This is a genomic window from Pseudomonas sp. BP11-1-1 (assembly GCF_052112105.1).
Taxonomy (GTDB): Bacteria; Pseudomonadota; Gammaproteobacteria; order Pseudomonadales; family Pseudomonadaceae; genus Aquipseudomonas; species Aquipseudomonas alvandae.
Genome location: NZ_JAUTYU010000006.1, coordinates 238542 through 263584, shown reverse-complemented (window position 1 = coordinate 263584; position 25043 = coordinate 238542). Strand labels below are relative to the sequence as shown.

The following is a 25043-nucleotide window of genomic DNA, read 5'->3' as shown; positions in this document are numbered from 1 at the left end:
TTCAAAATCCCATCAGGTGGCGCAGGACAAACACAGTCGCAAAACCGCTGAGCATGAAACACGCCGTGGCAACCAACGAGCGCGGTGAAAGGCGTGACAGGCCGCAGACGCCGTGGCCGCTGGTACAGCCCGAACCGTAACGGGTACCGACACCCACCAACAGGCCCGCGACAGCGAGGCCGAACCCTCCACTCTGGAATTCGATCGGCGGCAACGTCGCAAACATCCCCCACAACAGCGGCGCGACGAGCAAGCCCAGCAGAAACAGGGCCTTTTCCCCAAGCCCCTCGCCGCCACGCTGCAGAAGGCTGCCGAGCAGGCCGCTGATGCCGGCGATCCGGCCGTTGGCGACCACGAACAGGCTGGCAGCCAAGCCGATCAACATACCGCCGGCCAGGGATGACCATGGCGTGAAGTTGAGCCAATCAAGATCCATCACCGTCCTCCGGCAACCACTAATCGTTTGCAAGCTGCCTGATGGCCGGCCCGTAAAGCAAGCGGCAAATGCTCAGCGAGGGGAAAAGCACGGCGGTCAGGGGCGAGGGCGGCGAATCGGGACGCGTTCATGGCTCATTTTCCTTGCTGGGGCAGGAAATGGTGGCTATCGGGCCTGCTGCTTATCGGCGGCGTTCCCAGGCGGTCGGAACCGTTGCTCCGCCGACCTTCGTGGCGCTCTCAATCAGTCTGCTGCGGCGCAATCACCCACAGGCTGCACGGCATCTTGTACAGCAGGCTTTCCAAGGTGCTGCCGATCAGTTTGTCCAGGCCGCTATGGCGCACGCGTCCCATGACGATGACGTCGATGTCATGGGCTCCGGCGTAACTGGCGAGCACCCTTGCCGGATCGCCCATGATCATGCGTCGTTGTTCCGGGGCGATGCCGTTGCGTTCAGCCAAGGCGTCGAACGCCTCGCCCTGGGACTCGTAGAGCTGTCGGGCCAGCGTGGATGAGAAGAAGGTCGAGCCGCTGCCAAAGCCGTATTCGGAGGCAGTGATGGAGGAAAGATCGTAGGCGTAGATGACTTCCAGTTCCGCATCGCAGCTCGCCGCCAGTTTGTTGGCTTCACCCAGGATCCGGTCATTGAGGCCTTGGTAGCGGCCGTCGCGATGGAACGGGTCGATGGCCGCGAGGATCTTGCGCGGGCGCGCGTGGGCCACTTTGTTGACGAAGTGCAATGGCACGTTGCACTCGCGCAACAAGTGCACGTCCAGCGGCGTGAACATCAGGCGCGAGAACCAGGATTCGGGATCCACCGTCTTGATCAGCGCCTCCATCGGCGTTTCCTTTAGGTGCACCAGGATTTCCTGCAGGGGACGCTCGACCCACGTCACTTCAGTCGTGACCTGAATGCCGAGCTTGCGCAAGGGCCTGGCTTTCTCTTCCAGCCAGTCGCGATGGCGCTCGATGTAGCCCAGGCGCATCTGTTCCAGCGCCTGCTCATTCACCAGCCCGGCCGTGGCCAGGCCTTCCAGATAATCAAAAGCAACGATGTGCAACGCGGCGCCTTCGGCCTGGGCAAGTGCGGCGGCCCGGTCAAACGCGGGGTTGTGTTCCATCAGTGGCGAAACCACCAGCATCAAGCGAGATTGCATGGACATGACATACCTCCTGGGCAAGGACCTGCCGGCGCGGTACGACGTCCGCGCGGGCATGACTTGGTATCGATCATGGGCGCGCTGAGCCTTGGTAACTTGACTTGCGTCAAACACTCTTGAAAGCGCCGGATCGACCTCGATGTCGAATGCGCCACAGCGAAACATTGATCATGGTCAATCCGCCCGGTTCAATCGGGTGCAGGCTGGTGCTTGTTCCTCAAATCCAAGCTCACCCGTGATGAGAGGTTGGTCATGATTATTCGGCTCGAAGAGCAGCAGCCAGGAACGCGCTGCCTGGTGCATTTGGATGACTGGTGCGTGGGCTTCAAGAACGTTGATGACGCGCTGTTGTTTACCAGGACGTTGCAGGCTCGAATCGACGCCCCCCATGTCTGGCCACAAGGCATGGTCACGCGCATGAATGGCGCACATATAGTGCAAGCGGCGCCCCTGCGAACGCCTGCTCACGTGTCGCCGTAGCACTACGGCCATGACCGAAGCCCTGGGCTTTGTCAACGCCGGCGCGGCGCTGGGAATCGGCCTGTTGGTGGGCCTTGAGCGGGAGCGGCGCAAGGGGGAAGGGGACAGGCGCGATTCTGCCGGCCTGCGCACGTTTGCGATTACCTCGCTATTGGGGTACGCCACGATCCGGGCCGGTGGCCCTTTATTATTGGGGTTCGTCGCGCTGGCGTTGGGCGCACTGGTCACCCTGGCGTATTGGAAAAACCTCGACAAGGATCCTGGCATCACCAGCGAGGTGGCGTTGTTTGCGGTGTTGGTGTTGGGCGCCTTGTGCGTCAGCGCTCCGGCCTTGGCCACCGCGATAGGCGTAGTGATGTCGGGGCTGCTGGCCAGCCGCCAAGTGCTGCATCACTTTGCTCGCAGCCAATTGACCGCTGTTGAGTTGCGCGATGGCCTGATGCTGTTGATCGCCGCTTTGGTCATATTGCCGCTTGCCCCGGATCGTTACCTGGGGCCTTACAACGCCATCAACCTTCGCACCCTGTGCTCCCTGACGGTCATGTTGATGGTGGTAGGCGGCCTGGGGCACGTTGCGGTTCGCACCCTTGGCACTCGCTATGGCTACGCTCTAGGCGCCATTGCGTCGGGGTTTGCCTCCGCGACGATGACCGTCGCGGCCATGGGGCACCTCGCCGCGAAGGAACCGGCCAATGTGAAAATGCTGAGCGCGGCCGCCCTGTTGGCCAACGTGGCGACCCTCGCGCAAATCGCGTTAATCGTTGGAGCGGTGGAACCTGGCTTGCTGCGTTGGATAGGTTGGCCGCTGCTGTGCGGGTTGCTGACGGTGTCGGTCTATGCCGGCGCGCTGTTGTTTGCTCGACCCAGGGTGCGGGTCGAGGAGGCGATCCAGCACGGCGGGGCCTTCAGCCTGAAACTGGCGTTGACGGTGGTCGTGGCGATGACCTCACTCACCGTTCTGTCGTCGGCAATGCTCGACGAATTCGGGCGGGTTGGCATGATCGTGACTGCCACTTTCAGCGGGTTGGCCGACGCCCATGCGTCTACGGCTTCCATGGCTTCCCTGGCCAAGTCCGGGCTATTGCCCTTCGATGACGCCGCCATGCCGCTCTTGATGGCAATGAGCAGCAACTCGGTGAGCAAATGCCTGGTTGCCTGGCTCAGCGGTGGAAGGCGGTTTGCCGGGTATGTGATTCCTGGCCAGGTATTGATGACGCTGGCGATCTGGGCGGGGCTACTACTGCCGAACCTGCCACGCTGAATGATGACCGAATGGCCGCTGGCGTTGATCATCGAGGATGCGTAGCCGAAGCCGGCGATGAAACGGGTCTTCTGCACTCCGCAGCGGGCGTCTTACAGCGGCTGGGCGATCAAGCCGCAGGCGTGGCGGTAAACCCTTGCGCGGGACCGCGATGCGGCACCCGCGCAATGTCGCGGCTAAATATAAAGACGATGGATGACCTGTCGAGTGTCGTCGGGGTCGCTGCGGGTTTCGAACCCCAGGCTGTGGGCCAGGTCCCGCATGGGGGCGTTGCTGGCGGCATCGATGGAATACATCTGGCGATAGCCATTTTTTCGAGCTGCGGCGATCAGATGCTCCATCAACAATGTCCCCAATCCTAAATGCTGCCAGTGATCGGCAACGGTCACGGCGCACTCGCATTCATGTTCAGAGGTGGCGCAGTAGCGACTGACGCCGATTTCGATCAATTGGCCATTGTCATGGACTAAGGCAACGTAGGCCAGTCGCGTCTTGCAGTCGACATCCATCAAATGATCGAGCAAGGCTGCTCCGGGCTCGTTGATTTGTGATAGGAAACGCATGTGCCGCGACTCGGGCGAGAGGCGCTTGATGAAGTCATATTCGCGCTGGCGATCCTCTTCCCGCAGCGGCCTGATCAGCACGTGCCGGCCGTCTTTCAGCGCCTGGATCCAGTGCTTGCCACTGATGCTGGCATACAGCGCGGCGGCGCGTTTGTTGTGGTCCTTGACTGTGAGCATGGAGGCCTCCATCGGGTATGAGCGTACGGTTCGGCAAACCTACGCATTCATCTCTGTTCTACGCCTTTGGCGGCAATCGATTCTGATCTGGATCAGTCCCTGCGTAGCCGCCCGTTGATTGCGCTGTAGTTGATTCAGATCAAACTGCAGGGGGCATCGCCGGGCGCACGCTGCAAAGGGAGTCGCAGATGAATTGAACAAACCGGTGGAGGTGTGCGATGGGCCAGTACCAGCGTCTGCTATTGATCGTCGAGCCCGATTTGCATCCCTCCGCAGCCATGCGCAGGGCCTGCGCCCTGGCCCGTGCCAGCGGGGCGGTGTTGCGCCTGTGCGTGTTTGTCCAACCGCCGCCTCGCACACATCTGTGGGGCGCAAAAAACGACGAGGTGACCATCCAGGGATATTTGCATCGTTATCGGCGCTGGATGGTGGAGGAAGCGACAATGCTCAGGGAGGAGGGGTTGCAAGTGGATACCGAGGTGGTCTGGACCACGCACCCGCTGCTCGACATTCTTCGCCATGTCGAGCAGTTCAAACCCGACCTGTTGATCAAGGACGTGACCTTTGAACCATTGCTCAAGCGTGTCTTCATCACACCGCTCGATTGTCATCTGCTGCGCGAATGCACGGTACCGGTGCTGCTGGTCAACCAGGCGGAGCATGGCTTGCCACGTCGGGTGGTGGCCGCGGTTGATCCCTCGGATCCTCATGCCGGTGCCTTGAACGAACGAATCGTGCAAACCGCCACCATGCTGGCCGGACAATGTGACGCCGCGTTGCATCTGTTGTATGCCTGCGACCTGTCGCCTGCAGTCAATGGCGATACCGCGTTGTTGGCTGGCGCCTGGGATGACGAGTTTGCCGATGATTTGCGTGAGTCATTGCACATGGCGTTTATCAACCTGGCCGAGCGCTGTGGCGTGCCGGCCGAGCGTCGACATTTCATCCTTGGCCTGCCTGTGCCAGTTATCCATGAGTTCGTCGACGAGATCGAGGCTGACGTGATGGTGATGGGAACCGCGCACCGCGTCGGCCTGGAGCGGTTGATTGGCAGCACCACGGAGCGGGCGCTCTATGCGTTGCCGGGCAGTCTTTTGGCGGTCAGGGGATAAACCCCAGGCCATGGCGGTCGTTCCCTAATCCCGGCATCGAGCGCCAATATGTGGCGTTCGAGTCCGGACCTGGAGATTTCATCATGAGCCAGTACCAACGCTTGTTGTTGATCCTCAACCCGGCGCAACGACACTCCGCCGCGCTTCATCACGCCGCCGCCCTGGCGGCAGCCAGCGAGGCACACCTGCACATCACTGCATTGATTCCTTCGCTGGATATCTTGTCTTTGCTTGAGGAGGGGCATCGTGAAACTGCGCGGCAGCAATATTTCCAGGACCAAAGTGATTGGCTGGAGGGAGAGGCGGACAAAATGCGCCGTCGAGGCCTGGGTGTCACCACGGAGATGGCATGGGTGGACGACATGCGCGAGCAGGTTCTGGAACATGTCGTACGTTTCCAGCCGGACTTGCTGATCAAGCAGGTCCAGCATGAATCCCTGCTCAAGCGCGCGTTCTTCACGCCGCTGGATTGGCATCTGCTACGCGAGTGCCCCATTGCGTTGTACATGGTCGGCGCAGCCGGTCACGCCTTGCCGCGCAAGGTGGTCGCGGCGGTAGACCCCTCCAGTGCGTTTGCACAGAACAGCGGGCTCAACGACCGGGTCATTCGCCAGGCTCTGGGCTTGGCGCTGCAATGTGACGCCGAGTTGCATCTGGTTTACGCCGCTGAGGTGTCCTCGGTCTACCTGAGCGATGTGGGCGGCGGCGGCCTGGCGCTGTCGCAGCTCAGCAAGGAATTGCGGCGAAGACTGGAGAAAACCTTACTCGAACTGGCCAACCTGTTCGGCGTGCCTGCCGAACGCCGGCACTTTCTACTGGGGCACCCGGTGTCGGCGCTCAGCGAGTTTGCCTTGGAGCATGACGTTGATGTGATTGTCATGGGCAGATCCCAGCACAAAGATTCGTTTGGGCTGTTGGGCAGCACGACAGAACACATCCTGTACCAGGCGCAGTGCAGTGTCCTGGCGGTCTGAAGAAACGGCCCTGGTGCAAACGATACGAGGTACCGCGACACCGTGGAGATCTGAGCGAGCGCCTTGCCGCGCTGGCCGCATGCCTTGGGGTGGGCTGAAGGTGAGGTAAATCGCAGGTCACGCGAGGCGTTCGACCTCACCGCCGGTCAGGCCAATAGGCAGGCACAGTTCAAGCACGCTGCAGTTCGAGCAAGCGGCCTTGAGGGCCTGCACCTGTAGAAGTCGCGGTTCGATCTCGGCCATGGCGAAGCTCCTTTGGTTGGGGCAAGCATAGAAGAGCAACGCAGCCGTGCTTGTTTTTCTCAATTCAGGCGACACCCATTGTCGACAGCCACAGCGCAGCTATCCAGGATGGGGCACCTGGGGTGGCTATTCTCCAGCCGCCCTTGGCCGCGACATTGGCGCAAGCGTCGCGACAGCGCCGTTTATCACCTCAGCCACCCCCACATTCTTGACAATCGTCGAAGCGAGGCAAATACTCGCCGCCTATATTCATATAGATGACTATATAAGAAGGCCAAAATCTTATGAACCCACTGCCCAGCGATACCCGCCTGCCGCTCTATCAACGTTTGCGCGACCAGTTGGCCGAGCAGATCGCCAATAATCGCTGGCGCCCGGGAGAGGCGATTCCTACTGAGGCGGCGCTTTCAGCCGAATACGGGCTGTCCACCGGGACGGTGCGCAAGGCGATCGATGCGTTGGTCGCCGAGGGCATCCTGGAGCGCCAGCAAGGGCGCGGTACCTTCATTCGCCGGCCGCAGTTCCAATCGTCACTGTTCCGTTTCTTCCGTTTTCAATCCGCCTCCGGTGAACGCCGGGTTCCGGAGAGCCGGATCTTGTCCGTAGAACCTGTGGCCGCGCCGTCGGCGGTGGCTCAGGCGTTGGGGCTGCCGGTGGACGCGCCGGTCATCCGCATTGTCCGGCTGCGTCTGCTGGAGGTGGCGCCGGTGCTCGCCGAGGAGATCTGGCTGCCACGCAGTCGGTTCCAGGCGCTCCTGGAGATCGACCTGAGCCAGAAAGGCCCGCTGCTTTATCCGATCTATGAAGAAACCTGCGGGCAGGTCGTGGCCTACGCGCAGGAAACGCTCACCGCCGAGTCGGTCAACGAGGTGTACGCCCGTTTGTTGCAGGTCCCGGTGAACAGCCCGGTGGTGGTGATCGAGCGCCTGGCGCGGGATTACGCCGGCAACCCGCTGGAGTGGCGCCGTTCCCGCGGGCATGCCGAGCATTTCCGCTACAGCGTCGAGATCCGCTGACCTTGGCGGGCTAGCGGATCCTGCGGCGACCAGTCGGTCGTCGCTGCCCTTGTCGTTTTGTTGTTCCTGACTGGCCTTGCAGCGGCACGGTACGCGCTCGGCTGCCTTTCGTTCCATTTATAAGGATAAAAATCATGTTCAGCTGGTATCGCCAAATCACTTCGCGGGAGCGTAAAACGTTTTGGGCGTGTTTCGGCGGATGGTCGCTCGACGCGCTGGAAGTCCAGATGTTCGGCCTGGCGATACCGGCGCTGATTGCCGCGTTCGCCTTGTCCAAGGGCGATGCCGGATTGATCAGCGGCGTCACGCTGGTCACTTCGGCCCTGGGCGGTTGGGTCGGCGGCACGTTGTCCGATCGTTACGGTCGGGTGCGCACGCTGCAATGGATGATCTTGTGGTTTTCCTTCTTCACGTTCCTGTCGGCGTTCGTCACCGGTTTCCACTCGTTGTTGATCGTCAAGGCCTTGCAGGGCTTCGGCATCGGTGGCGAGTGGGCCGCCGGCGCGGTGTTGATGGCCGAGACCATCAATCCAAAATACCGCGGCAAGGTCATGGGCACGGTCCAGAGTGCCTGGGCGGTGGGCTGGGGACTGGCGGTCGGGGTCTTCACGCTGATCTATTCGTTCGTCCCGCAGGACATGGCTTGGCGGGTGATGTTCATCGTCGGCCTGCTGCCGTCGTTCCTGATCATCTGGGTGCGCCGCAACGTCGAAGAGCCGGACAGCTTCCAGCGCCTGCAAAAGGAACAGGCCATCCCGCAGAGTTTTTTCAAGTCCCTGGCCGGCATCTTTCGTCCCGAGTTGATTCGCGTCACGTTGTTCGGTGGATTACTCGGGCTGGGCGCCCACGGTGGCTATCACGCGGTGATGACTTGGCTGCCGACCTTCCTCAAGACCGAGCGCAATCTGTCGGTGCTTAACTCGGGCGGCTACCTGGCGGTGATCATCTTTGCCTTCTGGTGCGGTTGCGTGGTCAGTGGCTTGTTGATCGATCGCATCGGCCGACGCAAGAACATCTTGCTCTTCGCGTTGTGCTGCGTGATCACCGTGCAGTGCTACGTGTTCATGCCGCTGAGCAATACCCAGATGCTCTTCCTGGGCTTTCCGCTGGGCTTCTTCGCGGCGGGCATCCCGGCGAGTCTCGGCGCATTCTTCAACGAGCTGTACCCGGCGGACGTACGCGGTGCCGGCGTCGGTTTCTGCTACAACTTCGGCCGGGTGCTGTCGGCGGTGTTCCCGTTCCTGGTCGGCCACATGAGCGACTCGATGTCCCTGGGCTCGGCCATTGGCATCGACGCCGGCATTGCCTACGGCGTGGCGGTGCTTGCGGCGCTGTGCCTGCCGGAAACCCGAGGCCGGAGCCTGGAAGCCACTGCGCCTGCGGCGTCCGACCTGGCACCCGGCGGCGAGCGCGCCCGGGCCTGATTATTTCTTATTTACGCTAGATGAAGACTCATGGTTGATCTCACCAAGACGCCGGTTACCGGCATCGATTGCCACGCTCATGTGTTCAGCCGGGAACTGGAGTGGGCGACGGTGCGGCGCTACACACCGGACTACGACGCCACGCTCGGGCAATACCTGGGTCATTTGCAAACCCACGGCCTCAGCCACGGCGTGTTGGTGCAGCCGAGCTTTCTCGGCACGGATAACCGCTACCTGCTGGCCGCCCTACGACAAGCGCCGGAGCAGTTGCGCGGGGTTGTGGTGGTGGAGCCGGGTATCGGCCGCGCTACGCTGGAGCACATGGCCCGGCTGGGGGTGGTCGGCGTTCGCTTGAACCTGATGGGCAAGGCCTTGCCCGATTTTCGCGAAGCCGCCTGGAAGGAATTGCTTGGCCATCTCGCGACATTGGGCTGGCATGTGGAATTGCATGCCCCGGTGGCGGAGCTGCCAAGCCTGATTCGTCAGTTGATCCCGTTTGGCGTGCAGGTGGTCATCGACCATTTCGGTCGCCCGGATGCGCGTCTGGGCATCGACCAACCGGGTTTTGCCGAGTTGTTGGCGCTGGGGCTCGGCGGACACGTATGGGTGAAGGTCTCGGGCATCTATCGGCTGGCGGGGACGGACCGGCGGAACCTGGAATTTGCCCGCGCCGCACTGGCCTTGCTTGAGCAGAATTTCGGCCGCCAGCGTCTGGTATGGGGCAGTGACTGGCCCCATACACAACATGAGGCCAGCGTCGGCTTCGATACCGTGATGCAACAGTTGCGGGCGTTGGAGTGTGCGGGTCCGCTCATGCGTGCGCTGATGGTCGAAACACCGCGTGCATTGTTCGGGTTCTGATGTCAGCGGAGGTGCCGTCGAATTTTCCTGAACTCGCGGGTTGGATAGGGATCTAGAATCCATTGCAGCTGCATGAAAAAATCCGCGCCGGCGTATGAAAGGATTTATCCGGGCCGGGATCGCGCCTCGGATTTTGACCGCAAGCGCTGTGTAGCAGGCATCCAGCCAGGCGGATTGAGGATCAGTAATGTCGAATATTGAAGCGTTTCCCCTGGAGACGCGCACGCCGAGCGAGTACGAAAGTCTCGTGTCAATGGGGGCCAACGCGCTCGATGCGATTCCCGGCGCGGTGTATCTCTGCGACCGCCAGGGTTGGCTGGTCCGCTACAACAGCGAGGCAGCAACCCTGTGGGGACGCACGCCAATAGTGGGTGAGGGCGGCGACCGGTTTTGCGGTTCCTATCGTCTCTACCTGCCCGACGGTACGCCGCTGGCGTTCGAAGATTGCCCGATGGCCTCGGCGCTTGAAGACGGCGCGGCGACGCGTAACCAGGAAGTGCTCATCGAGCGTCCGGACGGAACGCGGATCGTGGCACTGGTTAACATCCGCGCCTTGAAAGATGGTCATGGAATCATTCAAGGGGCAATCAACTGTTTCCAGGACGTCTCGGCGCACCACGCCCTGGAGCAAGAGCTGCGGCGCAAGAATGCCGACCTGGAAGACTTCTTCGAAAACAGCGCCGTCGGCCTGCACATCGTCAGTGGCGACGGCATCATCCTGCGTGCCAACAAGGCCGAATTGGCCCTGCTGGGGTATTCGGCGGACGAATACATTGGCCGGCCCATCGCTGATTTTCATGTCGATGAGCCGGTGATTGGCGACATCCTGGGCAAATTGAGCAGTGGCGAGTGCCTGGAAAGTTATCCCGCGCGATTGAAGGCCAAGGACGGTTCGATCAAGTACGTCACCATCACCTCCAATGGCCGGTTCGAGGACGGCAAGCTGTTCAATACGCGCTGCTTCACGGTTGACATGACCTGTGTCCACCTGGCCGAGGCGGCGCGCCAGGAGAGCGATGATCGGTTGTCCGCGACGTACGAAGCGGCAACGATTGGCATCGCCGAGGCGGGGGCGGACGGCCGACTGCTGCGCGTGAATGACGCCCTCTGCAACATGCTCGGTCGCTCCCGCGAAGAACTGCTGGACATGACGTTCCTGGACTACACCCACACCGACAGCCACGACCAGGACGCGGCCTTGTATGCGCGCCAGGTGGCGGGCGAGCTGGACCACTATGTGCTGCGCAAGCGCGCCTTCAAGCCTGATGGCGAGACTGTCTACCTGGACATCCACAGCTCCTCCGTGCGGGATACGCATGGCGGATTCCGCTATGGCGTGCGGGTACTCCAAGACGTCACGCTGGCGCGGCGGATGGAAAACCAGGTCCGTGAAAGCGAACGGCACATGCGCAATCTGCTCGAGGCATTGCCGGCGGCGGTCTACACCACCGACGCCCAAGGACGCATCACTTTTTTCAACCGGGCGGCTATCGAGTTGTCGGGGCGCACGCCTCAATTGGGCGACCTGTGGTGCGTGACCTGGAAATTGTTCAACACCGACGGAAGCTTCCTGCCCCACGACCAATGCCCGATGGCCGTCGCCCTGAAGGAAAACCGACCGATACGCGGGGTCGAGGCCATCGCGGAGCGTCCCGACGGCAGTCGCGTGCCGTTCACACCATACCCGACGCCGCTGCACGATGCCGAGGGCAACCTGGTGGGCGCGATCAACATGTTGGTGGACATCACCGAGCGCAAGCAGGCCGAAGACCGGCAGAAAACCCTGATCGACGAGCTCAACCATCGGGTCAAGAACACCCTCGCCACCGTGCAATCCCTGGCGGCCCAAACCTCACGCAACGCGGAAAGCGCCAAGGAGGGCTACAACCGCTTCGAGGCACGCCTGCTCGCCTTGTCGCGCGCCCACGATCTCCTGACGAGGCGGCATTGGGGACAGACGCCCCTGGCGTCGCTGGCCCAGGAAGTACTGCTGCCGATATTCGGCGCCGAGCCCGGCCGTGTCACGATCGAAGGCGATGCCATTGATGTCGATACCCGCGTAGCGCTCAGCCTCACGATGACCCTCAACGAACTGGCAATCAACGCCCTCAAGTACGGCGCGATGTCCGTCGAGACAGGCAGGCTTTCGGTGAATTGGAACGTCCAGGCGCAATCGAACGGAAACTTGTTGACCTTGGATTGGCGTGAGCAGGGCGGGCCTCTGGTGTCACCACCGGAACGCGAAGGGCTGGGATCGCGTTTGATGAAGCGCTGCATCGAGCGCGACCTGGGTGGGATATTCGTGCTGACCTATGCCCCAGAGGGCGTTCTCTGTCGCTTCTCGTTCATGGTCACTGAGCATTCGGCATGACCCTTTTTGCGGGTATCAGGGTCCTGCTCGTGGAGGACGAAGGCACGGTCGCGATGTTGATCGAGGAAATGCTTGAGGACCTGGGATGCACAGTGGTGGCGTCCGTGCCACGGCTCGCCCTGGCACGGGAGAAGGCGGGTACGGCGCAAGTCGACCTGGCGATCCTGGACGTCAATCTCGCCGGGGAACGGGTGTTTCCGGTGGCGCAAATCCTTCGTGGTCGTGGGGTTCCGTTCCTGTTCAGCACCGGATACGGCGCGAGCGGCCTGCCCGAGGAGTTTGCGCAAAGTCCGGTTTTGCACAAGCCGTTTTCAGAAAGCGAATTACAGCTGAAGATAGCGCTGACATTAAACAAACAAGCACGGTCCAAGGAGCAACCATGAGTTTGAACGGCCAATACGATTCGCAGAATATCTTCGCGATGATTCTTCGCGGTGAAGCACCCGCCTACAAGATTTACGAGGACGCCGATGTATTGGCCTTCCTGGATATTTTCCCTCAGTCGCGCGGCCATGTGCTGGTGATTCCCAAGGCATCCCAGGCTCGCAACATCCTCGAAGTGGAACCCGCGGTTCTCGGCACGTTGATGTCAGCCGTGCAGCGCCTGACCCGCGTCATCGTTGACGAATTGCAGCCGGACGGTGTGCAGATCGCTCAGTTCAACGGCGCACCGGCCGGGCAGACGGTCTATCACATCCATGTGCACATCATTCCGCGCTGGGAAGGCGAGGCGCCTGGCGTCCACGGGCAGGGGAAGGCCGATCCCCAGGAGCTCGAGGCGTTGCAGGCGCGGTTGGTGGAGCGTATTCGTTCGGTGGGCTGAGGCCGTAGCGCTTGTCTGGTTTGAACGCTAACATCCGCGCTGACCTCCCAACACCGCGGACCCCACTCGATGAAATTGCGCCTGCTCACAGCTGCCTTGTTTTTCGCCTGCACCCTGGCCCACGCCGCCGAGCCGAAAATCCCCAAAGCCCTGGAACAACAGGTCGGGCACTTGGTGGCGCTGCTCAAGGACAGCTATGCCACCGGCTACCCCGAAGCGACGCTGGTGCAGACCCTGGACACCGGTGAGGACAGCCAGGTCACGCTCGCGGTCTTTACCCTCGAGGGTTTCGGGATGGGTAACAACTACAGCCAGTACCTGGCGGTCTTCAATCCCGAGGAGAACGAAGAAGGCGTGCCGCATTACAGTCTGTTGGACGTGATGCGCATCGGCGGTGACAGCTGGCGGGCGATCGATAAGCTGGACGCCAAGCTGGTCAGCGACCCGGCGGGTGAGCAGACCTTGATCGACATCCCCGTGATGGAAAATACCGACGACGATGCGCCGAATTTCCCCAGCAGGGCGGCGGTCATCCACCTTTCCCTGGATGGCTCACCCTCCCTGCGGTTGATGGAGATCAAATAAGGCGATGTCGTGATGCCGCTATTGCAGCGGAACATACACATCGGTTTGCCATTGATCCTGTGGCGTCTCTGGGTAGACGCTCAGGTAGTGGAAGAACAGCGGCTGGTCCCGAAGCTCTTCGCCGCTTGCGGGAAGCCAGTCGCGGTAGATCGGGTAGATCGTTTCGCCGATGTGATCCGGTGACCCCGCGTGGCGAACCACGACATAGCGGCCGCCAGGTATGACGAGCGGCCGGACGCCGAACTCGTTCGGTGTCACTTCCTCGTCAATCTCACCACAGATCGCGAAGCGGAAAGCGTGTGGCGGTGTCGTATCGGGATTGCCGTAAGGGATGCCGAACGTGCGGCTTGTCGCCACCGGCGATTGTCCGCTGCGCATGCGCCACTCGATGAACTGGCGCACGCTTTCATTAACGAGCCCCGGAGGTCCGCGGTGCTCGAGCGTCGCTACCTTGATTTCAGGGCATTCAACGATTCGAACGTGCATGAGGATATTCCTTGAGAAATGGGGGATGGCAAACACCGTATTCCAGACCTGCCAGTTCGGATTCTTCCTGAACACACTCGGCGCCATGCCGAACGCTCGTCCGAACGCCCGGCAAAAGGCCTCGGGACTCCGAAAACCTGCATCCAGTGCCGCGTCCAGTACCGAGTAATCTGCGTTCGCGATCAGGCGATGTGCCGCGCGTCGCAGCCGCATCAGTTGCACATAACGTGAAACGGGCACGCCGGTGAACGCGGTAAATTGCCGATGGAAGTGAAACACCGAGAAGTTCGCCACCTCACTCAGCGCCTTTACCGACAGATCCCCTTCGAGATGGGCATCGATGTAGGCCAGGACGGCGTCGAAACGTTTTGTGTAAGCGAATTCGCTCGGTTGTTCAGGCACGGGTAAAGGCTCTTGGAAGTGCGGTCGGCGTAGAGTCGACGATTGGCCATGGGCCTGCCTAGCCGCGTTTGCTCAAAAGAGCGTAGCTCGGCCGTCGAGATTGGGGGCGTTCGCCAACGAGCGTCAATGACGATCAGCGGTTATACGAATTTATGTAGTTTTGATATGAGTCCTATGCCATTGGCACGGTTTATCGATCAATGCTGCGTGGGTAGTTTGTTCTCGACGATATCCATCGAGAGGCAACCCAATGAAGGCAAGCACCTTGTATTTCGCGTTATGCGCGGCGGCGCCTTTTGCCGACGCCGCCGGCCAGGAAGGCGCCGGCGGGTCGCGCACGTCACAGCAGATCAGCCGAGCGGGCAGCCAGGCCTCGGCCGCAGGGCCTGAGGATTATTTCACCGGTCGCGTGCGGGTTGATCCGTTGTTTCCTGCCACAGGCGAAATCAATGCCTCCGCGGCCTACGTCAGCTTTGAACCTGGCGCGCGCTCGGCCTGGCATACACATCCCGCCGGCCAGCGATTGGTGGTGGTATCCGGCATTGGCCTGACGCAGGAGTGGGGCAAGCCGGTGCAGCAGATTCGCCCGGGAGACGTGATTGTCTGTCCGCCGGGCGTCAAGCATTGGCACGGCGCTGCGCCAGACAGCGCCATGACCCACCTGGCCGTGACCGGCGCGGTGGATGGCAAGAATGTGCAATGGATGGAAAAAGTCAGCGAAGAGCAATACGAAACCGGCGCAACACCGACGCCGCCGACCGCGCCGGATAACGTGACGGTTTCACAAACCCTGTCGGCCAAGCAGCAAGCCATCCCGGTGATTGCCGCCGCCATGGCGACGAGCAACATGCCGGCGCTCAATACCGCATTGAATCAAGGGCTGGATGCGGGCCTGACCGTCAGCGAGGCCAAGGAAATCCTGGTGCAGCTCTACGCCTACAGTGGTTTTCCCCGCAGTCTCAACGCGCTGGGTGAACTGATGAAAGTCGTGGAGGCGCGCAAGCAACGTGGCGTGCAGGACGAGCCGGGGCGTGAACCCGCTGGCCCGATTCCCACCGGCGACGCATTGCTGGCGGCAGGCAAGGCCAATCAGACGCGCATTGCCGGCGCCCCCGTCCAGGGACCGTTGTTCGATTTCGTCCCAGTCATCAACCAATACCTGCAGACGCATTTGTTTGGCGATATTTTCGAACGCGACAATCTGGACTGGCAAAGCCGTGAGCTGGCGACGGTCGCCGCCTTGGCGGTTACCCCAGGCGTGGAGTCGCAACTGCGCTCGCACATGGCCGCCAGCCTGCGAGTCGGCCTGAGCTCGGCGCAATTGCGGCAAGTGATCCAGTTATTGGAAGAGCAGGGCGACGCCGCTGCGGCCAAGCGTGCTGCTCAAGCGTTGGAGGCCAGTCAGTCCTCGTAACGCAAGGCGTCGCGCAACAGCGTGAAGGCCGGTGAATTCTGGCGGCGGCTGGGGTAATAGAGGTGATAGCCGGAAAACGGCTCGCACCAATCCTCCAGCACGCGGATCAACCGGCCTTGCGCCACGGCGTCCTCTACCAGATCCTCAGGCATGAAGGCCAGGCCCAATCCCTGGATCGCGGCCTCCAGGCGCATGGCAATCGTGTTGAATACCAGTTGGCCCTCCACCCGCACTTGCACTTCCTGAGCGTTTTTCTCGAATTCCCAGACGTAGAGGCCGCCATGAGTCGGCATGCGCAGGTTGATGCAATTGTGGGCCGTAAGGTCATTGGGAGTCCGAGGCACGGCGTGCCGGGCGAAATACGCCGGGGAGCCCACGACTGCCATGCGCATGTCCGGGCCGATGCGCAGGGCGATCATGTCCTTGGCGACCTGGGGACCCAGCCGCACCCCGGCGTCGAAACCCTCTGCGACGATATCCGTAAAGCCGTAGTCAACGATGATTTCGATATTAAGGTCGGGATTGTCGGGTAACAGCTTGGCGAGAACGGGCTGCAAAACAGTGATTGCCGAGTGCTCGCCCGTGGTGATGCGCAACTTGCCGGCCGGCTTGTCGCGAAACTCACTGAGCATCGCCATTTCCTGGTCGATCTCCTCAAGCCTCGGCGCGACCACCTGCAATAGTCGTTCGCCCGCTTCGGTGGGCGCGACACTGCGCGTGGTCCGCGACAACAACCGGACCCCCAGGCGCTCCTCCAACTGACGCATCGCCCGGCTCAGCGCTGGTTGCGACATGCCGAGCTTGGCGGCGGCGCGGGTGAAGCTGCGCTCCCGGGCGACGACGGAGAAGATGGCGAGTTGGTCGTAGCGTTCTGTGGTCATTGATCCGCCTCGGGTATGAGCAGGCAGGGATTATGAACAGGAACGACTGGAATGACCCAGCCCCGAATCATCGAAAACTCAGGGTTACGCACATCCAATATGCACGCGATACCGGATACACCGGTCAAACCGGTCTTCCGGGTTTTCGTAAGCTTCCAACTTTTCCAGAAAACCCGTGCGCTCAAGAACGGCCAAGTCCTTGAGCGTCCAGTCAAAAGGAAAGTCGCCGGAGAACGTCTTGCCTTGATGTTCAACCCAGTGATCGACCGGGAAGGGCATGTAGCCGAGCCATTCGGATTGATAGGTGATTTGGTCGCAGTCGCCTGCGATCACAACGGCGCGGATCCGATGCTTGATGAAGGCTACACGTTCATCCATGGTTTTTCCGATCCTGGTTGATGCTCGAATTCATTTCAGGTTGTTCTGGAAGAAACTCGTCAACTTGTCAAACGGAATCAGATCGACCCGATCATAAAGATCAACATGCCCAGCCCCAGGAATGATCACCAGTTCCTTGGGCTGGCCGGCGAGCTTGTAGGCCTCTTCGCTGAACTCCCTGGAGTGCGCATCGGCGCCAGCAATGAACAACATAGGGTGAGGCGAAATGGTCTCGATGTCATTGAGTGGATAGAAGTTCATGAACTTGATGTTGCTGGTCAGCGTCGGGTGCGTGGTCAGGTCTTTCGACGAGCTGGCCGGCGTGAACTCGCCGCGCGGGGTGCGGTAGAAGTCGTAGAACTCCCGTTGGATCGGGTGGGTATTTTCATCCAGCTCATGCACCGTACCGCTGGTGTACAGAGTTTCGCCGCCGGCGAACTCGACATTACGCTGCTGTGTCGCTTGAGCGATGACGGCCCGGCGTTGATCGAGCGTCTGGGAATGCTTCAACCCGTTGCGATTGACGCCGCCCATGTCATACATGCTCACGGTGGCGATGGCTTTCATGCGCGGGTCGATCTTCGCGGCGCTGATGACGAAGCTGCCGCTGCCACAAATACCGATGGCACCAATGCGCTCCTTGTCGACGAAGGGCTGGGCGCTGAGAAAGTCCACCGCCGCGCTGAAGTCCTCGGCGTAGATATCCGGCGAGACCGCATTGCGCGGCTGGCCCGCGCTTTCGCCCCAGAATGAAAGATCCAGGGAGAGGGTCACGAAGCCTTTTTCCGCCATCTTCGTCGCATATAGATTCGCGCTCTGTTCCTTCACAGCGCCCATTGGATGGCCCACGAAAATCGCCGGATTGCTTTTCTTGCCATTGAGGTTCTTCGGAATGAACAGGTTTCCCGCGACGTTCATTTGATACTGGTTCTTGAAGTTGACCTTTTGCACGGTGACTTCGTCGCTGGTGTAGAAGTTGTCAGCGCCGTTGGACATATCGGCTCCTATTGCTGAAAGAGAACTGAACAGAAGGGTTAATAAAACGATGATCTTTTTCATGGGGAATCCTGTCGGTGCGAAGTAATCAGTTCTGGGAAAACGTCACCTGCACGTCTCGCCGGCCCAACGCTTGCGCCAGTCTGGCGGCATCGTCCATACGCCCCAGCCGGGTGTAGGCGTAGGTTGAGTCGAAGGTCGTGTAGAAGACGACCAGGGTGTCGGTGCCGTACAGCATTAGGTCGCCGTTGTGGATCGTTCCCGGCTTGCTCGCGTCAGCGGGTAGCTTCTGGGGAAGGGAGGCGTATTTCTCGTTGCGGTTCAGATCACTCATTTCCAACGTCAGCGGTAATAACGTGACAAATGCACGGGTGGCCGCGTTGTCAGCCAAGGTAATGGCAAAGCGTTGTTCGCCGACGGTCATCCACATGTCAGGTTGCTCCGTTATCGAAGGTGCCGATGCGGCATCGGAAGTTGTCCCGTAGCTGCCAAGCACCAACGCTGACGCCAGCAAACCCAGCCAGACCGGTCTCATCGCGATGCCCCGAATTCGTTTCTGTTCATGGGAGCAATGGTGACGCGCGGACACTTGCGCGACTAGCTAATGAATGCTTAAAGAGGCTATAAGCACGGCTAATCAATAACTCTTGAAGCGTTTCGCCATGGTCAGAAGAAATCTCAACGATCTACTGTCTTTCGTGACGGTGGCGCGCGAAGGCAGTTTCACCCGTGCCGCCAATGCGCTGGGCGTCACGCAATCGGCGCTGAGCCAGGCCATCAACGGCCTGGAATCGCGCTTGCAAATCAGGCTGCTGACGCGGACCACCCGCAGCGTTTCGCCAACCCTCGCCGGCGAACGCTTGCTTCAGGCCATCGGCAATCGCTTCGACGAGATAGAGACGGAACTGGACAGGCTCACGGAGCTGCGCGACAAGCCCGCCGGCACCGTGCGCATTACCTGCGGGGATCATGTCCTGCGCACGACCTTGCTGCCGAAACTGACCGGGCTGCTGCACGAATACCCGGACATCAACGTCGAGTTTGATGTCAGCTACGGCTTTCGCGACATCGTCGCAGACCGTTTCGACGCGGGTGTGCGCCTGGGCGACACCATCGACAAGGACATGGTGGCGGTGCCGATCGGCCCCCCCTTGCGGATGGCCGCGGTGGCTTCGCCGGCGTACTTCGCCAGCCGCGCCATCCCCGGGCATCCTCGCGACCTGATGAACCATCGCTGCATCAACCAGCGCATGCCGACCTCCGGCGGGCTTTATGTCTGGGATTTCGAGCAGCGAGGCAAGCAAGTGAACGTGCGCGTGGACGGCCAGCTCATCTTCAACACGTCGACGCACATCGTGCAGGCGGCAGTGGCCGGGCTGGGCATTGCCTACCTGCCGGAAGAAGAATTTGAACCGTACCTTCAGGACGGCCGATTGGTGCGCATCTTGGAAGCGTGGTGCCCGCCATTCTCAGGCTACTATTTGTACTATCCGAGCCGGCGCCAACCGTCACCTGCGTTTACACTGGTTGCCAATGCGTTGCGCAAGGACACCCAGGGGGATGCCTCGAAACCTTTGCCTGCTGGCCCATAAGGCTAAAAAGCACCAGTCGTCGTTTTCAGGATACGTTTAGTCGTCCATATGCAATCGCCAGTCCCCGGGAGTGGCAAGCTGTGAAGATGCCCCGGACCCAGTGCGCCAAAGACACTTGGCCGGAGAGCGAGAATGGCGATCGGAATGCCACGCTACCGTGACGTGGGCCGGACGCCGCCGCCAAGACTCCGAACGACCAGCGCCACGCGGCGCTGTCGTTCGAGATGCCGAGGTACGTTTATGCCTGATGAGACGCTTCACCTGCCTCTGATTCACAGCGTGCTGGCGCGCGAGAAGGACACCCCCGGTGCCTTGTTGCCGATCCTCCATGCCATCCAGGAAGGTTGCGGGTACGTTCCCGACGCCGCCGTCCCTGAAATCGCCCATGCCCTCAACCTCAGCCAGGCTGAAGTGCGCGGTGTGATCAGCTTCTACCACGACTTTCGCACCACGCCACCGGCGCGCCACACCCTGCGCCTGTGCCGGGCCGAGTCGTGCCAGAGCATGGGGGCCGAGGGCCTGGCGGCGCAGTTGCGCGAACAGCTTTCGCTGGACGATCACGGCACCAGCGCCGACGGGGCCATCAGTCTGCGACCGGTCTATTGCCTCGGCGCGTGTGTCTGCTCGCCGGCCCTGGAACTGGATGGGGAACTGCACGCGCGGTTGACCCCGGAACGCCTGCGCCAGTTGGTGAATGGTTGCCTGGAGGACGGTCCATGCTGACCCTCTGCATTCCCCGTGATTCAGTGGCCCGTGCCGTCGGTGCGGACAAGGTGGCCGATGCGCTGGTCCGCGAGGCCGAACGGCGTCAATTGCCATTGGAGGTGTTGCGCACCAGTTCCCGTGGGCTTTATTGGCTGGAACCGTTGGTGGAACTGGACACGCCTGAAGGACGCTTGGGTTTTGGCCCGGTCACGGCCCAGGACGTACCGGGCCTGCTCGACGCGCTGGCGGGTGATCCTGGCAGCCATCCATCGGCATTGGGATTGGTTGAGCACATTCCTTACCTCAAGAGCCAACAACGCCTGTTGTTTGCCCGTGCCGGCATCACCCAGCCGTTGTCCCTCGATGACTACCGCGCCCAAGGCGGCTTTCTCGGCCTGGCCCGGGCGATCCAGACGGAGGGCGCCGAGGTGGTTGCCCAAGTGTTGGATTCCGGCCTGCGTGGCCGAGGCGGCGCGGCGTTCCCGGCGGGCATCAAGTGGCGCACCGTGCGCGACGCCCCGGGGCCGCAGAAATACGTGGTCTGCAATGCCGACGAAGGCGACTCCGGCACCTTTGCCGACCGCATGCTGATGGAAGGCGACCCGTTCCTGCTGATCGAAGGCATGATCATCGCCGGTATCGCCGTGGGCGCGACGATGGGCTACATCTACGTGCGTTCGGAATACCCGGACGCCGTCAGCACCCTGAACCAAGCACTGCGCATTGCCCGCGAGGCCGGTTACCTGGGCGTGGATGTGGGTGGCAGTGGCCGCGCCTTCGAACTTGAAGTCCGGGTCGGCGCCGGCGCCTACATCTGTGGCGAGGAAACCGCGCTGCTCGAATCCCTCGAAGGCAAGCGCGGCACGGTGCGCGCCAAGCCGCCGCTGCCGGCGTTGCAAGGGCTATTTGGTTTGCCGACGCTGGTGCATAACGTGGTGACGCTGGCCTCGGTGCCGGTGATCCTGGAGAAAGGCGCGCAGTTCTATCGTGACTTTGGCATGGGCCGTTCCCTGGGCACCATGCCGTTCCAATTGGCCGGCAACGTGCGTCGTGGCGGCCTGGTGGAGCGGGCGTTCGGCCTGAGCCTGCGCGAATTGGTGGAAGAGTACGGCGGCGGCACCGCCAGCGGTCGTCCGCTGAAGGCGGCGCAAGTCGGCGGGCCGTTGGGCGCCTGGGTGCCGCCGGCGCAGTTCGATACGCCGCTGGACTACGAAGCGTTCGCCGCCATGGGTGCGATGCTCGGCCACGGTGGTGTGGTGGTCGCCGATGACAGCCTGGACATGGCCAAGATGGCCCGGTTCGCCTTGCAGTTCTGCGCCGAGGAATCCTGCGGCAAATGCACGCCGTGCCGCATCGGTTCGACCCGTGGCGTCGAGGTGGTGGATCGCCTGCTCGCCAGCGCCGATGCCAATGCCCGCCAGGAACAGGCGTTGTTGCTGCATGACCTTTGCGACACGCTGCAATACGGCTCGCTCTGTGCCCTCGGTGGGATGACGTCCTACCCCGTCGCCAGCGCCCTCAAGCATTTCCCCGCCGACTTCGGTCTGGCGACCTCGGAGGCCGACCAATGATCACTATCTTCGATCCAGCCAGCGACATCGACCTGGGCACCCCGGCCCGCGAAAGCGACGTGCAGGTCAGCCTGACCATCGACGGACGGAAAATCAGCGTTCCCTCCGGCACCTCGGTGATGCGCGCGGCGGCCTTGCTTGGCACGACCATTCCCAAACTGTGCGCCACCGACAGCATGGAAGCCTTCGGCTCCTGCCGCATGTGCCTGGTGGAAATCGATGGCATGCGCGGCTATCCAGCCTCATGCACGACGCCGGTGACCGCGGGCATGGTGGTGCGCACGCAAACGTCCAAGCTCGCCACGCTGCGGCGCAACGTGATGGAGCTGTACATTTCCGACCACCCGCTGGATTGCCTGACGTGCCCGGCCAACGGCAACTGCGAATTGCAGACCGTGGCGGGGCAGGTGGGCTTGCGCGAGGTGCGCTACGGCTACGAAGGCGCCAATCACCTCGCCGAAGCCAAGGACGTGTCCAACCCGTATTTCGATTACGACCCGAGCAAGTGCATCGTCTGCAGTCGCTGCGTACGCGCCTGCGAGGAAATCCAGGGCACCTTCGCCCTGACCATCAGCGGGCGCGGCTTCGATTCTCGGGTGGAAGCGGCCGGCGGCGAGAACTTCCTCGATTCCGAATGCGTGTCTTGTGGCGCCTGCGTACAGGCCTGCCCGACGGCCACGTTGATCGACAAAAGCGTGGTGGAAATCGGCCAGCCTGAGCGCAGCGTCATCACCACTTGCGCCTATTGCGGCGTGGGTTGCTCGTTCCGCGCCGAGATGAAAGGCGAACAACTGGTGCGCATGGTCCCGGACAAGAATGGCCAGGCCAACCACGGCCACTCCTGCGTCAAGGGCCGCTTCGCCTGGGGCTACGCGACGCACCCGGATCGCATCACCAAGCCGATGATCCGCAAGCACATCAACGACCCGTGGCAGGAAGTCAGCTGGGACGAGGCGGTCACCTACGCCGCCAGTGAACTGCGGCGCATCCAGCTCAAGTACGGGCGCGACTCCATTGGCGGCATCACCTCCAGCCGCTGCACCAACGAAGAAACCTATCTGGTGCAGAAACTGGTGCGCACGGCGTTCGGCAACAACAACGTCGACACCTGTGCCCGGGTCTGCCATTCGCCGACCGGCTATGGCCTCAAGCAAACCTTGGGTGAATCCGCCGGTACCCAGAATTTCGATTCGGTGATGAAAGCCGACGTCATCCTGGTGATGGGCGCCAACCCCACCGACGCGCACCCGGTGTTCGGTTCGCAACTCAAGCGCCGCCTGCGCCAGGGCGCGCGGTTGATCGTCATCGACCCACGGCGCATCGACCTGGTGGATTCGCCCCACGCCCGCGCCGAACTGCACTTGCAACTGCGTCCGGGCACCAACGTGGCGATGCTCAACGCGTTGGCCCATGTGATCGTTACTGAAGGCCTTGTTGACGAGCCTTTCGTCAAGGCGCGTTGCGAGGCGACGGACTTTGCCCGCTGGCGCGATTTTGTCAGCCTGCCGGAAAACTCGCCCGAGGAACTCGGCCCGGTCTGCGGCGTGCCTGCCGAACAGATCCGCACCGCCGCGCGGGTCTACGCCACGGGTGGCAACGCGGCCATCTACTATGGCCTCGGCGTCACCGAGCACAGCCAGGGCAGCACCTCGGTGATGGGTATCGCCAACCTCGCCATGGCCACCGGCAATATTGGTCGCGAAGGCGTCGGCGTGAACCCGTTGCGGGGGCAGAACAACGTCCAGGGCTCCTGCGACATGGGCTCGTTCCCCCACGAACTGCCCGGCTACCGGCACATCTCCAATGAAGCGGTCCGCGCCCAGTTCGAGCAGGCCTGGAACGTGACCCTGCAACCCGACCCCGGCCTGCGCATCCCGAACATGTTCGAGGCGGCGCTGGACGGCACCTTCAAGGCGCTTTACTGCCAAGGCGAGGACATCGCCCAGAGTGATCCGAACACCCAGCACGTGACCGCTGCACTGTCCGCGTTGGAATGCGTGATCGTCCAGGACATCTTCCTCAACGAAACGGCCAAGTTCGCCCACGTGTTCCTGCCGGGCAGCTCGTTCCTGGAGAAGGACGGCACCTTCACCAACGCCGAACGCCGCATCTCCCGCGTGCGCAAGGTGATGGACCCGTTGGCCGGCAAGGCCGACTGGGAAGCCACCATCGCCCTGGCCGAGGCCTTGGGCTACAAGATGGATTACCGCCATCCTTCGGAAATCATGGATGAAATCGCCCGTTTGACGCCGACCTTCAGCCGCGTCAGTTACGCCGAACTGGAGCGCCACGGCAGCCTGCAATGGCCGTGCAACGACGCCGCGCCGGACGGCACGCCGACCATGCACATCGAGGAGTTCGTGCGCGGCAAAGGGCGCTTCATGCTCACCGGCTATGTGCCCACCGAAGAGAAGGTCAACAGCCGTTATCCGCTGTTGCTGACCACCGGGCGCATCCTCAGCCAGTACAACGTCGGCGCCCAGACCCGGCGCACCGACAACGTCGCCTGGCATGAGGAAGATCGCCTGGAAATCCATCCGACCGACGCCGAGAACCGCGGGATTGTCGACGAAGACTGGGTCGGCATCGGCAGCCGCGCCGGGCAGACCGTGCTGCGGGCCAAGGTGACCGAGCGGGTGGCGCCGGGCGTGGTCTACACCACGTTCCACTTCCCCGAATCGGGGGCCAACGTGATCACCACCGACAACTCCGACTGGGCCACCAACTGCCCGGAATACAAGGTGACGGCGGTGGAAATCGTGCGGGTCAGCCAGCCTTCGGAATGGCAGAAGCGTTACCAGGCCTTCAGTGATGAACAAAGTCGCCTGCTCAGGGAACGCCGCCATGCCGAAAAAGCCGAGGTGCGCCGATGAGCTCGCAGAACCTGATCAAGATGGCCAACGAAATCGCCCGGTACTTCGCCACCGAGCCTGACCAGGCGCTGGCGGTGAATGGCATCCGCCAGCACATCAAGAACTTCTGGACGCCGGGCATGCGCCGGGACCTGGGGGCGTGGCAGGAAAAACACCCGGATGCGGTGCTGCATCCGTTGGTGTTGGCGGCGTTGAAAGAACCGGAGGGAGCCACTTAAGCAAAACTATCTGTGCCCCTGTGCCCCTGTGCCCCTGTGCC

General features: G+C 61.8%; 25 protein-coding genes and 1 pseudogene. 16 read left to right on the top strand and 10 right to left on the bottom strand.

The window, feature by feature from the left end:
* Position 1 precedes the first annotated feature (1 nt).
* The 3 genes from Q7C33_RS15430 to Q7C33_RS15420 all read right to left on the bottom strand — a co-directional run bounded on the left by Q7C33_RS15430 (position 2) and on the right by Q7C33_RS15420 (position 2037).
* Positions 2-436: a YeeE/YedE family protein gene (locus Q7C33_RS15430; protein ID WP_198797320.1), complete on the bottom strand. Its 435-nt coding sequence runs from the start codon at positions 434-436 to the stop codon at positions 2-4.
* Positions 437-675: 239 nt separating this feature from the next.
* Positions 676-1599: a universal stress protein gene (locus tag Q7C33_RS15425; protein WP_407683711.1), complete on the bottom strand. Its 924-nt coding sequence runs from the start codon at positions 1597-1599 to the stop codon at positions 676-678.
* 171 nt (positions 1600-1770) lie between these two features.
* Positions 1771-2037: a hypothetical protein gene (locus Q7C33_RS15420; protein ID WP_323155026.1), complete on the bottom strand. Its 267-nt coding sequence runs from the start codon at positions 2035-2037 to the stop codon at positions 1771-1773.
* Between the two features lie 49 nt (positions 2038-2086).
* On the opposite strand from Q7C33_RS15420, the gene Q7C33_RS15415 reads away from it, so the two are divergent.
* Positions 2087-3337, top strand: coding sequence for an MgtC/SapB family protein (locus Q7C33_RS15415; protein ID WP_407683710.1), 1251 nt, complete (start codon positions 2087-2089; stop codon positions 3335-3337).
* 176 nt (positions 3338-3513) lie between these two features.
* Here the strand turns inward: Q7C33_RS15415 and Q7C33_RS15410 are convergent, their stop codons facing one another.
* A complete protein-coding gene (locus Q7C33_RS15410) occupies positions 3514-4077 on the bottom strand; it encodes a GNAT family N-acetyltransferase (protein WP_407683709.1) in 564 nt (187 codons plus the stop codon).
* 218 nt (positions 4078-4295) lie between these two features.
* Here Q7C33_RS15410 and Q7C33_RS15405 point away from each other — a divergent pair, with 218 nt between their 5' ends.
* A complete protein-coding gene (locus Q7C33_RS15405; protein ID WP_407683708.1) occupies positions 4296-5189 on the top strand; it encodes a universal stress protein in 894 nt (297 codons plus the stop codon).
* Between the two features lie 83 nt (positions 5190-5272).
* Complete coding sequence (locus Q7C33_RS15400; protein WP_030138747.1) at positions 5273-6163, top strand: universal stress protein; 891 nt, start codon at positions 5273-5275, stop codon at positions 6161-6163.
* A gap of 123 nt (positions 6164-6286) precedes the next feature.
* Here the strand turns inward: Q7C33_RS15400 and Q7C33_RS15395 are convergent.
* Positions 6287-6406 (bottom strand): annotated as a pseudogene (locus Q7C33_RS15395) (Crp/Fnr family transcriptional regulator); the annotation flags it as partial.
* A gap of 284 nt (positions 6407-6690) precedes the next feature.
* Between Q7C33_RS15395 and Q7C33_RS15390 the strand changes: the two are divergent.
* From Q7C33_RS15390 to Q7C33_RS15360, 7 genes are all read left to right on the top strand, one after another.
* Positions 6691-7422 (top strand): GntR family transcriptional regulator, encoded by a 732-nt coding sequence (locus Q7C33_RS15390; protein WP_030138748.1) that lies wholly within the window; start codon positions 6691-6693, stop codon positions 7420-7422.
* 134 nt (positions 7423-7556) lie between these two features.
* The gene (locus Q7C33_RS15385; protein ID WP_198797326.1) at positions 7557-8846 is read left to right on the top strand and encodes an MFS transporter; all 1290 of its coding nucleotides are present in this window, start codon (positions 7557-7559) and stop codon (positions 8844-8846) included.
* Between the two features lie 30 nt (positions 8847-8876).
* Positions 8877-9707: an amidohydrolase family protein gene (locus Q7C33_RS15380; protein WP_407683707.1), complete on the top strand. Its 831-nt coding sequence runs from the start codon at positions 8877-8879 to the stop codon at positions 9705-9707.
* Positions 9708-9894: 187 nt separating this feature from the next.
* On the top strand, positions 9895-12078 hold the full coding sequence (locus Q7C33_RS15375; RefSeq protein ID WP_407683706.1) for a PAS domain-containing sensor histidine kinase: 2184 nt from the start codon (positions 9895-9897) through the stop codon (positions 12076-12078).
* Positions 12075-12461: a response regulator gene (locus Q7C33_RS15370; RefSeq protein WP_407683705.1), complete on the top strand. Its 387-nt coding sequence runs from the start codon at positions 12075-12077 to the stop codon at positions 12459-12461. The genes Q7C33_RS15375 and Q7C33_RS15370 overlap by 4 nt, the downstream gene beginning before the upstream one ends.
* Positions 12458-12901, top strand: a complete 444-nt coding sequence (locus Q7C33_RS15365; protein ID WP_323155023.1) for an HIT family protein — start codon at positions 12458-12460, stop codon at positions 12899-12901. Before Q7C33_RS15370 ends, Q7C33_RS15365 begins: the two co-directional genes overlap by 4 nt.
* Before the next feature lie 69 nt (positions 12902-12970).
* Positions 12971-13486 (top strand): hypothetical protein, encoded by a 516-nt coding sequence (locus Q7C33_RS15360; protein ID WP_198797330.1) that lies wholly within the window; start codon positions 12971-12973, stop codon positions 13484-13486.
* 18 nt (positions 13487-13504) lie between these two features.
* Here Q7C33_RS15360 and Q7C33_RS15355 read toward each other — a convergent pair whose 3' ends face one another.
* Positions 13505-14374 (bottom strand): AraC family transcriptional regulator, encoded by an 870-nt coding sequence (locus Q7C33_RS15355; RefSeq protein WP_407683704.1) that lies wholly within the window; start codon positions 14372-14374, stop codon positions 13505-13507.
* A gap of 250 nt (positions 14375-14624) precedes the next feature.
* Between Q7C33_RS15355 and Q7C33_RS15350 the strand changes: the two genes are divergently transcribed.
* A complete protein-coding gene (locus Q7C33_RS15350) occupies positions 14625-15788 on the top strand; it encodes a (R)-mandelonitrile lyase (protein ID WP_407683703.1) in 1164 nt (387 codons plus the stop codon).
* Here Q7C33_RS15350 and Q7C33_RS15345 read toward each other — a convergent pair.
* The 4 genes from Q7C33_RS15345 to Q7C33_RS15330 all read right to left on the bottom strand — a co-directional run bounded on the left by Q7C33_RS15345 (position 15776) and on the right by Q7C33_RS15330 (position 18578).
* A complete protein-coding gene (locus tag Q7C33_RS15345) occupies positions 15776-16669 on the bottom strand; it encodes a LysR family transcriptional regulator (RefSeq protein ID WP_030138757.1) in 894 nt (297 codons plus the stop codon). The genes Q7C33_RS15350 and Q7C33_RS15345 overlap by 13 nt on opposite strands.
* Positions 16670-16753: 84 nt before the next feature.
* Positions 16754-17047, bottom strand: coding sequence for a hypothetical protein (locus Q7C33_RS15340; RefSeq protein WP_030138758.1), 294 nt, complete (start codon positions 17045-17047; stop codon positions 16754-16756).
* Positions 17048-17077: 30 nt separating this feature from the next.
* Positions 17078-18106, bottom strand: coding sequence for an alpha/beta hydrolase (locus Q7C33_RS15335; RefSeq protein ID WP_407683702.1), 1029 nt, complete (start codon positions 18104-18106; stop codon positions 17078-17080).
* 25 nt (positions 18107-18131) lie between these two features.
* Positions 18132-18578, bottom strand: coding sequence for a cyclophilin-like fold protein (locus Q7C33_RS15330; protein WP_407683701.1), 447 nt, complete (start codon positions 18576-18578; stop codon positions 18132-18134).
* A 127-nt stretch (positions 18579-18705) separates the two neighbouring features.
* Between Q7C33_RS15330 and Q7C33_RS15325 the strand changes: the two genes are divergently transcribed.
* The 5 genes from Q7C33_RS15325 to Q7C33_RS15305 all read left to right on the top strand — a co-directional run bounded on the left by Q7C33_RS15325 (position 18706) and on the right by Q7C33_RS15305 (position 25002).
* Entirely contained in the window at positions 18706-19635 is a 930-nt protein-coding gene (locus Q7C33_RS15325) for a LysR family transcriptional regulator (protein ID WP_051065912.1), read from the top strand.
* Between the two features lie 240 nt (positions 19636-19875).
* Positions 19876-20358, top strand: coding sequence for a formate dehydrogenase subunit gamma (locus tag Q7C33_RS15320; protein WP_030138762.1), 483 nt, complete (start codon positions 19876-19878; stop codon positions 20356-20358).
* Complete coding sequence (locus Q7C33_RS15315; RefSeq protein WP_407683700.1) at positions 20352-21911, top strand: formate dehydrogenase beta subunit; 1560 nt, start codon at positions 20352-20354, stop codon at positions 21909-21911. Before Q7C33_RS15320 ends, Q7C33_RS15315 begins: the two co-directional genes overlap by 7 nt.
* Positions 21908-24784, top strand: coding sequence for a formate dehydrogenase subunit alpha (gene fdhF, locus Q7C33_RS15310; RefSeq protein ID WP_407683699.1), 2877 nt, complete (start codon positions 21908-21910; stop codon positions 24782-24784). Before Q7C33_RS15315 ends, fdhF begins: the two co-directional genes overlap by 4 nt.
* The gene (locus Q7C33_RS15305) at positions 24781-25002 is read left to right on the top strand and encodes a formate dehydrogenase subunit delta (RefSeq protein WP_030138765.1); all 222 of its coding nucleotides are present in this window, start codon (positions 24781-24783) and stop codon (positions 25000-25002) included. Before fdhF ends, Q7C33_RS15305 begins: the two co-directional genes overlap by 4 nt.
* Positions 25003-25043 lie beyond the last annotated feature (41 nt).

Coding starts and splice junctions, on each gene's coding strand:
- Q7C33_RS15430 (WP_198797320.1), bottom strand. CDS start 436: ATGGATCTTGATTGGCTCAACTTCACGCCATGGTCATCCCTGGCCGGC.
- Q7C33_RS15425 (WP_407683711.1), bottom strand. CDS start 1,599: ATGTCCATGCAATCTCGCTTGATGCTGGTGGTTTCGCCACTGATGGAA.
- Q7C33_RS15415 (WP_407683710.1), top strand. CDS start 2,087: ATGACCGAAGCCCTGGGCTTTGTCAACGCCGGCGCGGCGCTGGGAATC.
- Q7C33_RS15410 (WP_407683709.1), bottom strand. CDS start 4,077: ATGCTCACAGTCAAGGACCACAACAAACGCGCCGCCGCGCTGTATGCC.
- Q7C33_RS15405 (WP_407683708.1), top strand. CDS start 4,296: ATGGGCCAGTACCAGCGTCTGCTATTGATCGTCGAGCCCGATTTGCAT.
- Q7C33_RS15400 (WP_030138747.1), top strand. CDS start 5,273: ATGAGCCAGTACCAACGCTTGTTGTTGATCCTCAACCCGGCGCAACGA.
- Q7C33_RS15390 (WP_030138748.1), top strand. CDS start 6,691: ATGAACCCACTGCCCAGCGATACCCGCCTGCCGCTCTATCAACGTTTG.
- Q7C33_RS15385 (WP_198797326.1), top strand. CDS start 7,557: ATGTTCAGCTGGTATCGCCAAATCACTTCGCGGGAGCGTAAAACGTTT.
- Q7C33_RS15380 (WP_407683707.1), top strand. CDS start 8,877: ATGGTTGATCTCACCAAGACGCCGGTTACCGGCATCGATTGCCACGCT.
- Q7C33_RS15375 (WP_407683706.1), top strand. CDS start 9,895: ATGTCGAATATTGAAGCGTTTCCCCTGGAGACGCGCACGCCGAGCGAG.
- Q7C33_RS15370 (WP_407683705.1), top strand. CDS start 12,075: ATGACCCTTTTTGCGGGTATCAGGGTCCTGCTCGTGGAGGACGAAGGC.
- Q7C33_RS15365 (WP_323155023.1), top strand. CDS start 12,458: ATGAGTTTGAACGGCCAATACGATTCGCAGAATATCTTCGCGATGATT.
- Q7C33_RS15360 (WP_198797330.1), top strand. CDS start 12,971: ATGAAATTGCGCCTGCTCACAGCTGCCTTGTTTTTCGCCTGCACCCTG.
- Q7C33_RS15350 (WP_407683703.1), top strand. CDS start 14,625: ATGAAGGCAAGCACCTTGTATTTCGCGTTATGCGCGGCGGCGCCTTTT.
- Q7C33_RS15345 (WP_030138757.1), bottom strand. CDS start 16,669: ATGACCACAGAACGCTACGACCAACTCGCCATCTTCTCCGTCGTCGCC.
- Q7C33_RS15340 (WP_030138758.1), bottom strand. CDS start 17,047: ATGGATGAACGTGTAGCCTTCATCAAGCATCGGATCCGCGCCGTTGTG.
- Q7C33_RS15335 (WP_407683702.1), bottom strand. CDS start 18,106: ATGAAAAAGATCATCGTTTTATTAACCCTTCTGTTCAGTTCTCTTTCA.
- Q7C33_RS15330 (WP_407683701.1), bottom strand. CDS start 18,578: ATGAGACCGGTCTGGCTGGGTTTGCTGGCGTCAGCGTTGGTGCTTGGC.
- Q7C33_RS15325 (WP_051065912.1), top strand. CDS start 18,706: ATGGTCAGAAGAAATCTCAACGATCTACTGTCTTTCGTGACGGTGGCG.
- Q7C33_RS15320 (WP_030138762.1), top strand. CDS start 19,876: ATGCCTGATGAGACGCTTCACCTGCCTCTGATTCACAGCGTGCTGGCG.
- Q7C33_RS15315 (WP_407683700.1), top strand. CDS start 20,352: ATGCTGACCCTCTGCATTCCCCGTGATTCAGTGGCCCGTGCCGTCGGT.
- fdhF (WP_407683699.1), top strand. CDS start 21,908: ATGATCACTATCTTCGATCCAGCCAGCGACATCGACCTGGGCACCCCG.
- Q7C33_RS15305 (WP_030138765.1), top strand. CDS start 24,781: ATGAGCTCGCAGAACCTGATCAAGATGGCCAACGAAATCGCCCGGTAC.